Source organism: Paenarthrobacter sp. YAF11_1 (assembly GCF_052113445.1).
Taxonomy (GTDB): domain Bacteria; phylum Actinomycetota; class Actinomycetes; order Actinomycetales; family Micrococcaceae; genus Arthrobacter.
The window spans coordinates 316,675-329,783 of the sequence record NZ_JBFRDF010000003.1 but is presented as its reverse complement, the minus strand read 5'-3'; the positions used below and the strand labels follow the sequence as shown (position 1 = coordinate 329,783).

7 protein-coding genes and 1 pseudogene are annotated in these 13,109 nt (G+C 64.3%); 7 read left to right on the top strand and 1 reads right to left on the bottom strand.

Going from position 1 to position 13,109, the window contains the following annotated elements:
- The 3 genes and pseudogenes from AB4Y77_RS06990 to AB4Y77_RS06980 all read left to right on the top strand — a co-directional run.
- Entirely contained in the window at positions 1-2,520 is a 2,520-nt protein-coding gene (locus AB4Y77_RS06990; protein WP_442013393.1) for an MMPL family transporter, read from the top strand.
- Between the two features lie 215 nt (positions 2,521-2,735).
- Positions 2,736-3,413: a Maf family protein gene (locus AB4Y77_RS06985; protein WP_442013392.1), complete on the top strand. Its 678-nt coding sequence runs from the start codon at positions 2,736-2,738 to the stop codon at positions 3,411-3,413.
- A gap of 60 nt (positions 3,414-3,473) precedes the next feature.
- Positions 3,474-5,315, top strand: a pseudogene (locus AB4Y77_RS06980) (ATP-binding protein); the annotation flags it as partial.
- Positions 5,316-5,354: 39 nt separating this feature from the next.
- Here the strand turns inward: AB4Y77_RS06980 and AB4Y77_RS06975 are convergent.
- Positions 5,355-6,764: an MFS transporter gene (locus tag AB4Y77_RS06975; protein ID WP_311214299.1), complete on the bottom strand. Its 1,410-nt coding sequence runs from the start codon at positions 6,762-6,764 to the stop codon at positions 5,355-5,357.
- A 293-nt stretch (positions 6,765-7,057) separates the two neighbouring features.
- Between AB4Y77_RS06975 and AB4Y77_RS06970 the strand changes: the two genes are divergently transcribed.
- The 4 genes from AB4Y77_RS06970 to AB4Y77_RS06955 are packed head-to-tail and all read left to right on the top strand — an operon-like array spanning position 7,058 to position 13,020.
- Positions 7,058-8,470, top strand: a complete 1,413-nt coding sequence (locus AB4Y77_RS06970; protein ID WP_311214298.1) for an MFS transporter — start codon at positions 7,058-7,060, stop codon at positions 8,468-8,470.
- Positions 8,471-10,675, top strand: coding sequence for a molybdopterin oxidoreductase family protein (locus AB4Y77_RS06965; RefSeq protein ID WP_442013391.1), 2,205 nt, complete (start codon positions 8,471-8,473; stop codon positions 10,673-10,675).
- Entirely contained in the window at positions 10,672-12,234 is a 1,563-nt protein-coding gene (locus AB4Y77_RS06960) for an FAD-dependent oxidoreductase (RefSeq protein WP_442013390.1), read from the top strand. Before AB4Y77_RS06965 ends, AB4Y77_RS06960 begins: the two co-directional genes overlap by 4 nt.
- Positions 12,235-12,288: 54 nt before the next feature.
- Entirely contained in the window at positions 12,289-13,020 is a 732-nt protein-coding gene (locus tag AB4Y77_RS06955) for an MBL fold metallo-hydrolase (RefSeq protein ID WP_442013389.1), read from the top strand.
- Positions 13,021-13,109 lie beyond the last annotated feature (89 nt).

Here is a 13,109-nt window from a genome sequence, read left to right as displayed (position 1 = left end):
ATGGCCTCGTTCCTCTACCGTCTCGGCAAGTTTTCGTATCGGCGCCGCTGGCTGGTCATCTCCATCTGGCTGGCCGTCATGGTGGCAGTGGGCGGCTCGGCCGCAGCGTTCCACGGCACCATGTCCAACAACTTCACCATCCCGGGCACCGAAACCCAGCAGATGGCGGACAAGCTCAAGGAAGCGCTCCCTGATTCTTCGGGAGGCTCCGCCAGCGTGGTCTTCGATGCCGGGGACGGCGGATTCGACCAAGCCAAGAAGGACGCAGTGGCCGCTGCGCTGACCAAGCTTGAAGCCATGCCTGACATTCAAGGAACGGTGAACCCGTTCACCACGCAGGAGCAGCTGGACAAGTCAGCCGGCGAGATCGCAGCCGGTGAAGCCAAGGCCGCCGAAGGCAAGGCGCTGCTTGATGCCTCCCGCGCACAGCTGGAAGCGGGCGAGACCCAACTCGCCGGGGCGGAACAGCAGCTGGCTGCCTCAGGCCTCACACCCGCACAGATCGAAGCCCAGCTGGCTCCGCAGCGCGCCGAACTCGCCGCCAACAAAGAAAAGCTCGACGCCGGAACCAAGGAAGCTGCCGACGGCGCCGCCGCATTGGCTCTGGGCAAGCGACAGCTCGAAGCCTCCGAAGGCCTCCGTTTTGTCTCCAGCGACAACAAAGCCGCAGTAGCCCAGGTCCAGTTCAAAACCTCCATCAACGCCGTTGACCCCGCCGTCCGTGAAGAGGTCCAGGAGATCGTCCACGGCGTCTCATCGGCCGGCGTCACGGCCTACGCCAGCAAGGAAATCACCGAGGACGTCTCCGAGATTTTCGGGGTTGCTGAAATCGTGGGCGTCGCAGTCGCGGCCATGGTCCTGATCCTGATGCTCGGAACCCTCATCGCAGCCGGGCTTCCTCTCCTGATGGCCCTGATCGGCGTAGCTGTAGGTGTGGGCGGAACGTTTGCCCTCACCAGCGTCATCGACATGAGCTCCATCTCCCCGATGCTTGCCCTGATGCTCGGCCTCGCGGTGGGCATCGACTACTCCCTGTTTATCGTCAACCGCCACCGCACCCAGCTGCTGGCCGGCATGGACGCGGAGGAATCCGCTGCATTGGCTACGGGTACTTCGGGTAACGCCGTGTTGTTCGCCGGTCTCACCGTGATCATCGCCTTGGCTGCACTGGTGGTTCCGGGACTTCCCTTCCTCGCCGTGATGGGTGTTGCGGCCGCAGCGACAGTTGCTGTCGCCGTCGTCGTAGCTTTGACCTTGACACCCGCTGTGCTGGCCCTGATTGGGCGCCGACTCATCTCCAAGCGCGCTTGGGCTAAGGCTGCCAGGCACAACGCTGAGCCCGGCCACGAAGCGGCCGACCGTGAACGCGAGGAGAAGCGCAGCAGCGGAGGCTGGGGCGGTATGGTCACGCGCCATCCGTGGGTTGCCCTGGTGGCCAGCGTCGTATTGTTGGGCGCTTTGGCACTGCCGGCCTCTCAGTTGCGGTTGGCACTTCCCGACGGCGGCTCCGAGCCGGTCGATTCGCAGGCCTTCAAGGCCTACGACCTCACCCGCAGCAGCTTCGGCGAAGGCGTGACGGGACCGATCGTCGTCGTCGGTGAATTCCCTGAAGGTCTCAGCGAAAACGACGCCAAGAACAAGCAGTTCGATGTTGCGGACGAACTTCGCAGTGTTGAGAATGTCATTGCTGCTGTCCCCATCGCCTTGAGCGAAGACCGTCGCACTGCGGTGTTCCAGGTCATCCCGAAGGAAGGCCCGGCCAGTGCCGGCACCGTCCAGGTCGTGTCCGATCTTCGCGCCAAGGGTGCTGTGATCAGCGACGACCTTGACGTGAAAATCGGCCTTACCGGACAGACCGCGGGCAACATTGACGTTTCCAACAAGCTCGGCGCTGCTTTGCCGCCGTACTTGGCGATCGTCGTCGGGCTGTCCTTGCTCTTGCTTCTGTTGGTCTTCCGCTCGATTGTGGTGCCCCTGCTGGCAACCGGCGGATTCCTGCTGTCCCTCGCTGCTGCTTTCGGTGCCGTGGTTGCCGTCTACCAGTGGGGCTGGCTGGGAGGGATCTTCGACGTCGCCAACCCGGGCGCCGTCCTGAGCTTCCTGCCCATCATCCTCATCGGTGTGCTGTTCGGTCTCGCCATGGACTACCAGGTGTTCATCACCTCGGGCATGCGGGAATCGTTCATGCACGGCGAGACTGCCAAGCACGCGGTACGCTCCGGTTTCAGCCACGCTGCAGCCGTTGTCACCGCCGCCGCGATCATCATGGTCAGTGTGTTCTCCGGCTTCATCTTCAGCCACCTCACCATGGTCCGGCCGCTCGGCTTCGCCATGGCGTTCGGTGTACTGATTGATGCCTTCGTGGTCCGCATGACCATCGTTCCCGCTGTGATGTACCTTCTGGGCGAGAAGGCCTGGTGGCTCCCCAAGTGGCTGGAGCGTGTTCTTCTGGATGTCGATGTTGAAGGCGCCAAGCTGGAGCGGACCGATCGTCGGAAGACCGAGGAACTGGTCCACTAACGCTCTTCCACATAACAGCCGAAATTCACGAACGCTCGCTCACTTGCTTGAGGCAAGTGAGCGAGCGTTTCGGTTTATGCACGCGGGACGTGAGAGACGGTTCGGCCTAAGCACGCGGGATGTGAGAGACCGTTCGGCCGAAGCACGCGGGACGTGGGAGACCGTTCAGCCGAAGCACGCGGGATGTGAGAGATGATCGTATTAGGCTGGGTGGCGTGACCCGATTGATTCTCGCCTCCCAGTCCCCCGCCCGCACCAAGCTGCTCACGGACGCCGGTATCCGGCATGACGTCCTGGTTTCGGACGTTGACGAGGACGCGGTGCAGGCCAAGTACGGCGTGACGGACGCACACGATACCGCGCTGCTGCTGGCACGTGCCAAGGCCGAGGCCGTCGCTGCCCTCCCCGAAGCTGAGGGCGCGTTGGTGATCGGCTGCGATTCGGTGTTCGAGTTCGACGGCGAGTCCCACGGCAAGCCTTACACCGCGGACGTTGCACGGGAACGGATGCTGCGGATGAGCGGCTCGCAGGGAGTGCTGCACACCGGCCACTGGCTGGTGGACTGCCGGGACACCGCCGCTGACGCTGACGATGAAGCAGACGGTGCAGACGCAGACAGCCCCGAAGGAACCGGCGCCACAGTTGGAGCCGTATCCAGCGCCGAGGTCCACTTCGCCCAGATGAGCACCTACGACATCGACGCCTACATCGCTACGGGCGAACCCCTCCACTGCGCCGGGTCCTTCACCATAGACGGCTTGGGCGGGGCATTCATCCGCAAAGTGGACGGCGATCCGCACGCCGTCGTCGGGCTTTCCATCTCCACCCTCCGGGATCTCCTGGTCCACGCGAAAGTGCGAATCACCGAACTGTGGGACAACGACGAGCAGTAGAAGCCATTTGTAGCAACCCTACAAAGGAACATCGCCTCACACACGGAATCCCCCATCAATATGGGCGGAACCCTCACAATCGCGCTAGGCTCCTCAAGGACAGAAGGAGTCAACAACTTGTCAGCTAACCCGGCGCAGCCCATTTCCAGCCCTCTTACCAAGGTCTTGATTGCCAACCGCGGCGAAATCGCGGTCCGCATCATCCGAGCCGCCCGGGACGAAGGCATTGCCTCCGTAGCGGTCTACGCCGATCCTGACCGTGACGCCCTCCACGTCCGCTTGGCCGACGAAGCCTACGCCTTGGGGGGCAACACCGCCGCTGAGTCGTACTTGGTCATGGACAAGATCATCGACGTCGCCAAGCAGTCCGGCGCCGATGCCATCCACCCCGGCTACGGCTTCCTGGCGGAGAACGCCGAGTTCGCTGCCAAGGTCATCGACGCCGGCATCACCTGGATTGGCCCCTCCCCCGAGGCGATCTCGGCCCTGGGCGACAAGGTCCAGGCCCGCCACATCGCCGAAAAGGTGGGCGCTCCTCTGGTTCCCGGCACGGCTGACCCCGTGGAGTCGGCCGACGAAATCCTGAAGTTTGCCGAAGAATTCGGCCTCCCGGTCGCCATTAAGGCTGCCTTCGGCGGCGGCGGACGCGGCATCAAGGTTGCACGCACCATGGACGAGATTCCGGAGCTCTACGAGTCCGCGGTCCGCGAGGCAATCGCTGCGTTTGGTCGCGGCGAGTGCTTCATTGAGCGGTTCCTCGATGCCCCGCGCCACGTGGAAACACAGTGCTTGGCCGATGCTTTCGGCAACGTTGTAGTGGTCTCCACCCGCGACTGCTCACTGCAGCGCCGCAACCAGAAACTTGTTGAAGAAGCACCAGCTCCTTACCTCAGCGAGGAGCAGAACAAGCGCCTCTACGAGTCTTCCAAGGCGATCCTCAAGGAAGCAAACTACCTCGGTGCCGGCACTTGCGAGTTCCTGGTGGGCCAGGACGGCACCATTTCCTTCCTCGAAGTGAACACCCGCCTCCAGGTGGAGCACTGCGTGTCAGAGGAAGTCACGGGAATCGACCTCGTCCGCGAGCAGTTCCGCATCGCCCGCGGCGAAGCCCTGGGCTATGACGACCCCGAGGTCCGTGGCCACTCCTTCGAGTTCCGCATCACCGGCGAGGATCCGGGCCGCAACTTCATGCCTGCCCCCGGAACCATCACCACGTTGAAGAACCCCACCGGCCCCGGCGTCCGCATCGATTCGGGCGTGGAGCAGGGCGACGTCATCAGCGGCAATTTCGACTCCATGCTCTCCAAGCTGATCATTACCGGCGCCACCCGCGAACAAGCGCTCCAGCGTTCACGCCGGGCGCTGGAGGAGATGGTGGTTGAGGGCATCCCCACCGTTATCCCCTTCGACCTCGCCGTGGTCACCGATCCCGCTTTCGCCCCGGCGGAAGGCCCGTTCAAAGTCCACACCCGGTGGATCGAGACCGAGTTCGTCAACAGCATCCCGGCATGGTCCGCCAACGCAGCCGGCGCTGAGACGCCCGACGCCGGTGAGCGCCAGCGCGTCGTCGTCGAGGTGGGCGGCAAGCGCCTTGAGGTCGTTCTTCCGTCCGGCCTCGGTGGCGGTGTCGCGGCAGTTTCCAGCGGTTCGGGCACCAAGTCCGGCAAGTCCAAGAAGCGCTCCCGTTCGGCTGGCGCCACGGCTGCTGCAGCCGGCGGAAATGCACTGACTTCCCCCATGCAGGGCACCATCGTCAAGGTGGCAGCTGCTGAAGGCGATGTTGTGGCCGAAGGCGACCTGATCGTGGTTCTCGAAGCCATGAAGATGGAGCAGCCCCTCACCGCCCACAAGGCCGGTACCGTCCGTGGCCTCGCTGCTACGGCCGGCGAGACTGTCGCCGCCCGCACCAATGGTGCGGAGCCGCCGTCGTTATTGGGCTGCTTAGGACACGTTGTTTTCGTAGTCCATGTCCTTGGTCTCGCGCGTCAGCCAGAGCGCGATGAAGGTAACCACCGCAGCGGCCGCCATGTAGGCGCCCACCAGCCACGTGCTGCCGTTCGCTGCAGACCAGAGCGCAATGGCCACGAACGAGGCAGGAGCTGCACCGATCATGGAGGACAGGTTGTACGCCACGGCGGATCCGGTGTAGCGAACGTTGGCCGGGAACAATTCGGGAAGGATCGCTGCCATGGGCCCGAAGGTCAGGCCCATGAGCGTGAAGCCCACAATGAGGCCAACCATGGCCGCTGCCTGGCCGGGACCGAACATGGTGAACCAGAGTGCACCGAACACGAAGATGCCGGCAGTGACCCCCAGCAGGAACTTTCGCCGGCCCCACTTCTCAGCGAGCGGCCCGGAGACCACGGTGAAGATGCCGAAGAAGACGACGCCGATGATCAGCATCCAGAGGAAGTCGGACCGGGTGATTCCCAGGCCGGGGACGAATGCGGCAATCTGATCGGCCGTCATGGGCTTGCCTGCTTTTTCAGCCGCTGCCTGTGCACCGGCCAGGGTGGGCTTGGTGCCGTAGGAGAGGGTGAACGTGGTCATGATGTAGAAGAGCACGTACGTGGCAAACATGATGAACGTACCGGCCACCACCGGACGCCAGTGGCTCTTGAGGGTGGCTGCGAGAGGGAGCTTCTGCACCTTGTCCTGCTCGATCACCTTGGTGAAGGACGCGCTTTCCACCAGCTTCAAACGGACATAGAGGCCCACGATCACCAGGACGGCGCTGAGGATGAACGGAACCCTCCAGCCCCAAGCCAGGAATTCTTCGGCACTCAGCGATACATTCATCCAGATGAAGATGACGTTGGCGATGATGAAGCCGATGGGGGCGCCCAGCTGCGGGAACGTTCCGTAGATGGCACGCTTTCCCTCGGGTGCGTTCTCCGTGGCCAGCAATGCTGCGCCGGACCATTCGCCGCCCAGAGCCAGGCCTTGGAAGAACCGCAGGATGACCAGCATGATCGGGGCAAGGATGGCCCAACCCGGCATGGAGGCCGTGGGCAGGAGACCGATGAGGAACGTGGCGATGCCCATGGTCAGCAACGACGCCACCAGGGTGCCCTTGCGGCCGATCTTGTCACCAAAGTGGCCGAAGACCACGGCACCGATAGGCCGCGCGAAGAAGGCAACGCCAAAAATGGCGAACGCACTGAGCAGCGCATTGATGTCAGTGGCGTCGGGGAAGAAGAGCTTCGGGAAGACGAGTACCGACGCGGTGGCATAGGCGTAGAAGTCGTAGAACTCGATCGTCGTGCCGATCAGGCTCGCGAAGATCACCTTGCCCCGCGAGTTCACTGGCTTAGTGGACTCGCCTTCCTTGGATGGTGCGGTGGAAGACATGTATGTGCAGCTTTCTTTCACGCCGGCCGAAGCCCCGAGAGGCTCCCGGCGAAGGAATATTCGAGAGTTCAATAATAGTTCCCGCTGTCCATTGACTGGACAACCAAGTCCAACATGCGGACGCACAGGAAAATCTCACCCTGTGGTCCGCGCCACACTACCTCACCATCGCCTCACGCGCCGGTGACCCCGCCGATAGGGAAATGTCACAGCACGTTTACAAACGGAGCCAGTCCACGAAATGCGCGAAACCTACCTTGGAATAACAACGTCCCCCACCAAGGAGGCACTCCGTGACTGTTGACCGCTCCGCAGAAGAACTGGCCCCTGTCCAGTCCACTGCCACCGCCGCCCCCGCCCTTGAACACCGCCCCGGCCGTTGGATTGCCAACTGGGATGCCGAGGACAAGGGCCAGTGGGAAGCCGAAGGCCGGTCCATCGCCAAGCGCAATCTCTACTGGTCCATCTTTGCCGAATTCCTCGGTTTCGTCGTCTGGCAGCTCTGGTCCATCGTGGTGGTCCAGCTCCCCGCGGCCGGTTTTACCTTTGATACCAACCAGATCTTCTGGCTCATCTCCATCCCCAGCCTGGTAGGCGCCACGCTTCGCATTCCCTACACCTTCATGGTTCCCAAGTTTGGTGGCCGGAACTGGACCATCGTCTCGGCGCTGCTCCTGCTGATCCCCACCACGGGCCTGGCTATCTGCGTCTCCAACCCGGAAACGCCGTTCGGCGTCATGCTCCTCATGGCTGGCCTCGCCGGCTTTGGTGGCGGCAACTTCGCCAGCTCGATGGCCAACATCACCTTCTTCTACCCCGCCCGCGAAAAGGGTTGGGCGCTGGGCCTGAACGCCGCCGGCGGAAACCTCGGTGCCGCCGTCGCCCAGCTTGTCGTCCCGATCGCCATCACGCTCCTGGCCGCCGGAACCGTCAACCTGCCGATGGCAGGCATCATCTGGATTCCGCTGATCATCATCGCCGCCTTCGGCGCTTACAAGTACATGAACAACCTCACCAGCGCCAAGGGTGACGTGGCCGGTTCACTGGCCGCCCTCAAGGAACCGCACCTGTGGATCATGGCGTTCCTGTACATCGGAACGTTCGGCTCGTTCATCGGCTTCGCGGGCGTCTTCCCCAAGCTGATCAAGGACTACTTCCCGGACTTCTCTTCCATCCATGTTGGCGCAGTGGCACTCTCCCTGGCCTTCCTCGGCCCGCTGGTTGGATCCCTGGCCCGCCCCTACGGCGGACGCATGGCCGACCGCATGGGTGGCGCCCGGATGACCATCGCCTCGTTCGCCTCCATGGCTGTGATCACCTTGACCATGATCTGGACGCTGCCGTTGAAGAACTTCTGGCTCTTCCTCACCTTGTTCCTGCTGCTCTTCCTGGCCAGCGGGTTCGGAAACGGTGCCACTTACCGCATGATCCCGGTCATCTTCGCAACCTCCAGCCGGGCCGCCCGCGCAGGAGCCCCGAGCACCACCACGGCGCGGCTCGCTTCTTCCTCGCTGGGCCTGATCTCCGCGATAGGCGCATACGGCGGGTTCGTGATCCCCCAGGTGCTCAACGCCTCCAACACGGCCACCGGCTCTTACACCCCGGCGTTCTACGGATTCGTTGGAGCCTACGTCCTGATGCTCATCGTCTGCTGGGTCTTCTACATCCGCCCTGCCCAGAAGCGCAACACGATCGGACACATCTAGATGCCCAACGGCGCCGATACCCACTGCCCCTACTGCGCGCTCCAGTGCGCCATGACGCTGACCCCGGCTGCTTCGGCAGTACAAGGGACAGCGGCAGCGGCCGCACCCCTCGCAGAACCGGCCAAGCCTGACGCTCCCCTGGAAGTATCCGGGCGCGACTTCCCCACCAACCGGGGCGGGCTGTGCCGCAAAGGCTGGACATCGGCGTCGTTGTTGCATCACAACGGGCGCGTCACCGAACCCATGCTCAAAGGATCGGACGGCGTTCACCAGCCGATCTCCTGGGACCAGGCGCTCATGCTCATCACCGCAGCGGTGAAGGACACCCAGCAGCAGTACGGGAATGACGCCGTGGGTGTTTTCGGCGGCGGCGGCCTCACCAACGAGAAGGCATATCTGCTGGGCAAGTTCGCCCGGCTGGCCCTCCGTACCTCGCGCATCGATTACAACGGCCGGTTCTGCATGTCCTCTGCAGCTGCCGCCGGTAACCGCGCCTTCGGCGTGGACCGCGGGCTGCCCTTCCCGGTCACGGACCTCGACACCGCGTCCGTGATCCTCATGCTCGGTTCCAACGTTGCCGAGACCATGCCTCCGTTCGTCCAGCACCTGCAGGGTGCACGGGACGCCGGCGGCTTGATCGTGGTGGACCCCCGCCGCTCGGCGACTGCTGCGTTCACCTCCGACGGCGGCGGCCTCCACTTGCAGCCGACGCCCGGTACCGATTTGGCTCTCCTCCTGGGCATCAGCCACGTGGTGGTTCACGAAGGCCTGGCCGACGCCGGATACATCGAGGCCAACACCAGCGGCTACGCGGCCGTGGTGCGGAGCCTTTCTGCGTTCTGGCCGGAACGGGTCCAGTCCATCACCGGTGTCCCCGCCACCCTGATCCGCGAAACCGCACGCCGCTTGGCACAAGGCGCCCGCACCGGCGGCAGCTACATCCTCAGCGGCCGCGGCGTGGAGCAGCACGTGGACGGCACGGACACGGCAACTGCTGCCATCAACCTCAGCCTCCTGTTGGGCCTGCCCGGCTCTGCGCGCAGCGGCTACGGCACGCTCACCGGCCAGGGCAACGGCCAGGGCGGCCGCGAACACGGGCAGAAAGCCGACCAGCTCCCGGGCTACCGCAAGATCACCGACCCCGCCGCGCGCGCCCACGTCGCCGGAGTATGGGGCGTCGACGAGTCGCTCATCCCCGGTCCCGGCCTGCCCGCCGTCGAACTTCTTAAGTCTCTTGGACAGCCCGACGGCGTCAGGTGCCTTTTCGTGCACGGTGCCAACGTGGTGGTCTCGGCGCCGGACACCAACGCAGTGATCAAGGGTCTTCGCAGCCTGGACTTCCTGGTGGTCTGCGACTTCTTCATGTCTGAGACCGCCGCCGAGGCTGACCTCGTATTGCCCGTTACGCAATGGGCCGAGGAAGAAGGCACCCTCACCAACCTCGAGGGCCGCGTGATCCGGCGTCGCCGGGCACTGACTCCTCCCCCTGGGGTACGCAGCGAGTTGTGGCTCATGGCGCGGCTGGCTGAACTCCTTGAGGCCCCGTCAACGTTCAGCGACGATCCCGAGACCGTCTTTGAAGAGCTGCGCCTGGCATCCGCTGGTGGTTTGGCTGATTACTCGGGCATCGATTACGCCATGCTGGACCGCGGTGAAGCTGCCTACTGGCCCTACCCTGTGGGCAGCGCCGGAACTCCGCGTCTGTTCGCCGACGGCTTCGCCCACGCTGATGGCCGCGCCGTCATGGTTCCGGTCACTCCCTCCAAACGGGCTGTCCGTTCGTTCGCGGACGATTCCCTGGCGCTGGCCACGGGCCGGCTCCTGGAGCATTACCAGTCCGGCGCCCAGACGCGCCGTGTGAGCGAGCTGCTTGCATCCCAGCCGCAGGCCCGGCTCCTCATCCACCCAGGCACAGCAGCTGCCCGCGGTATCGCAGATGGCGACTACGCCACCGTCACGAACGAGCGCGGCGAAGTACTTTGCCGCGCCGAACTCAGCACCACAGTCCGACAGGACACTGTCTTCCTGCCGTTCCACTTCCCCGGCCAGGAAAACGCCAACCGCCTCACCGAAGCGGCCACAGATCCCATCTCCGGAATGCCGGAATTCAAGACCAGCCGGGTATGGGTACGGCGGGCAGTCTCAACCCAGGAATTGGTTCCTGCCGGGACGCGGCTGCCACTGCACGTCAAGGAGGCATCATGAGCGAGCGCATTGTTGTAGTTGGATTCGGGCCTGTGGCAGCACGGTTTATTGACGAACTGCTCCCCTCCGTCCGCACTGGGCTGGTTCAACTGCTGGTGGTGGGTCAGGAGACCGAGGCTGCCTACAACAGGGTCATGGTTGCTGAGCTCGGCGTGGGGCGCACTACGGCCGAGGCGTTGGCGATGGCCGATGCGTCCGAGTTGACGTCCGACGGCGTTGACGTCCGCCTGGGCACCAAGGTCAAAAGGATCGACCGCGCCCGCCAGCAGGTAGTCCTTTCAGACGGCACCTCTGAACACTACGACCGCCTGGTGTTTGCCACTGGCTCGCGTCCGGTCATTCCCAACCTCACCGGACTCAATCCCGATCCCTCCCGGCCCGTGCTTCCGGCCGGAGTTACAGCTTTGCGTGATCTGCGGGATGCTGCCGTGCTTCGCGCCGCGGTAGCCGGCGGCAAGCGCGTGGTGGTCCTGGGTGGCGGGGTGCTGGGTTTGGAAACCGCGCTGGCGGCCTCTGAAGAAGGCGCCCAAACCACGGTGGTCCACAACGGACCGTTCCCGCTGGGCCGCAGCATTGACCGCGGCAGCGGCTCCGTCCTTACCAACAGCCTGCGGGCGGGCGGCGTCCGGATGGCCGGCAATGCCCGTTCCACCGGCATTGAAACCTCCGGTCCTGACGGCAGCTTCTCGGCGCTGCTGCTGGATGACGGCTCAGCGATCGACGGCGACCTGCTCGTCTTGTCGTGTGGTGTCCGCCCCCGGATCGAACTGGCCGAGGGCTGTGGACTTCCTACCGGCGCCGGCATCCTGGTGGACCACCACCTCCGGACTTATCATGAACCCCACATGTTCGCGATCGGCGACTGTGCTGAAGTACGCTGCCCGGACGGCTCCTGTGTTGAATGCCGCACAGCGACCGGCCCCTCTGGCTTGGTGGGTCCGGGGTGGCGGCAGGCCGAGTGGTTGGCCGAATACCTCGTGGTCCTTGCCCGGGACGGCCAGGCCGCCGCGGATGCGGTGGAAGCGCTGCCCGTGGAGAAGCCCGGGGTGGTGGTCCTGAAAGCAAGGGGCATCAACCTCGCTGTGGCGGGCGACAACCAAGCCGATCCGTGGGATGAAGAATTGCTGGAAGCCGGTGCTGCTTCGGGACGTGCCCGCCGGCAGGTCTCCCAATGGGCCGATCCCGAACACGGCCGCTACGTAAAGATGACCACCCGCGGCGGGGTGCTGGAAGGCCTCGTTGCCGTGGGCATGCCCCGGACGGCTGCTGAACTGGTGGTGCTCTTCGAACGCTCCTCGGAACTGCCCGCCGACCGCTCACTCCTGCTCCGGCTCGATGGGCCCGACCAACTGGACACCGGCGCCACCAGCAACGATCCCCAGCGGACCGTGTGCCGTTGCGCAGGAGTCAGCGCAGCCAGCATCGAGGATTCAGTCCTGGACGGCTGCAGCACCGTAGGCGAGGTTTCCAAGGCCACCCGCGCCGGAACGGGCTGCGGGGGCTGCCATGGGGACATCAAGGGGATCATCGAAAAACACTTCCAAGCGGCTGCCGCCTGACGCCGCGTAGTTTTTTTGGCTTGCCGCTCCGAAGCGGGCACTTAGAATTCTCACGTGAACATCTCCGAGCAGGCTCCAGGGATCTTTTTCGTGGAAGGACCGGCGTCCAATTGGCTCATTGTCCGTGACGATGGCGGGTTTATTGTGATCGACGGCGGTTACCCCGCCGACCGTGACCTGGTCCTCGAGTCCATCAGAGGGCTGGGCTTGGAGCCTGCCGATGCGAAGGCCATGCTCATCACGCACGGGCACGTGGACCACACAGGATCCGCGGCGTACTTCTCGCGGACGTTCGGCACGCCCATCCTCTGCTCTCCCGGGGAATTACCCCACGTTCAGGGCAAGGAGAAGCATCAGGTCACGTTTGGCCAGGTCCTGGTCCGGGCATGGCGTCCCCGCGTTTTCCGGTGGATGCTCCACGTCATCAAGGCCAAGGCCCTCCGGGCAGAGCCGGCCACCCGCGCCGAAGCTTGGATGCCGGAGAAGCTCCATAGCCTGCCGGGCCACCCCCAGGCAATCCCGCTCCCTGGGCACACCCCGGGCAATGTCGCATTGTTGCTGCCCGACGCCGGAGCGATTGCCGTGGGCGACTCCTTCGTCACCGGCCACCCGATCAGCAGTACATCCGGCCCCCAGATGCTGCACCGGATGTACCACTCTGACCCTGTTGCCGCGTTGGCCTCTGCCCGGCAGTTGGAGGGTGTCCAAGCCAACGTCATCCTGCCCGGCCATGGTCCTGCCCTGCACCTGCCGTTGGCTGAAGCCGTCGCCGCTCTGCAAGCCTAGACAGCAGAAACGCCCGTTTCGATGGCTCGCTGCATGTTAGACGGTAGGAATCGTCTGGTGTGCAGCGGACCGTCGAAACGGGCGTCGGC

What these genes read in the sequence shown, in the direction of transcription:
- AB4Y77_RS06990 (WP_442013393.1), top strand. Translation starts at nt 1, where the DNA reads ATGGCCTCGTTCCTCTACCGTCTCGGCAAGTTTTCGTATCGGCGCCGC.
- AB4Y77_RS06975 (WP_311214299.1), bottom strand. Translation starts at nt 6,764, where the DNA reads ATGTCTTCCACCGCACCATCCAAGGAAGGCGAGTCCACTAAGCCAGTG.
- AB4Y77_RS06965 (WP_442013391.1), top strand. Translation starts at nt 8,471, where the DNA reads ATGCCCAACGGCGCCGATACCCACTGCCCCTACTGCGCGCTCCAGTGC.
- AB4Y77_RS06960 (WP_442013390.1), top strand. Translation starts at nt 10,672, where the DNA reads ATGAGCGAGCGCATTGTTGTAGTTGGATTCGGGCCTGTGGCAGCACGG.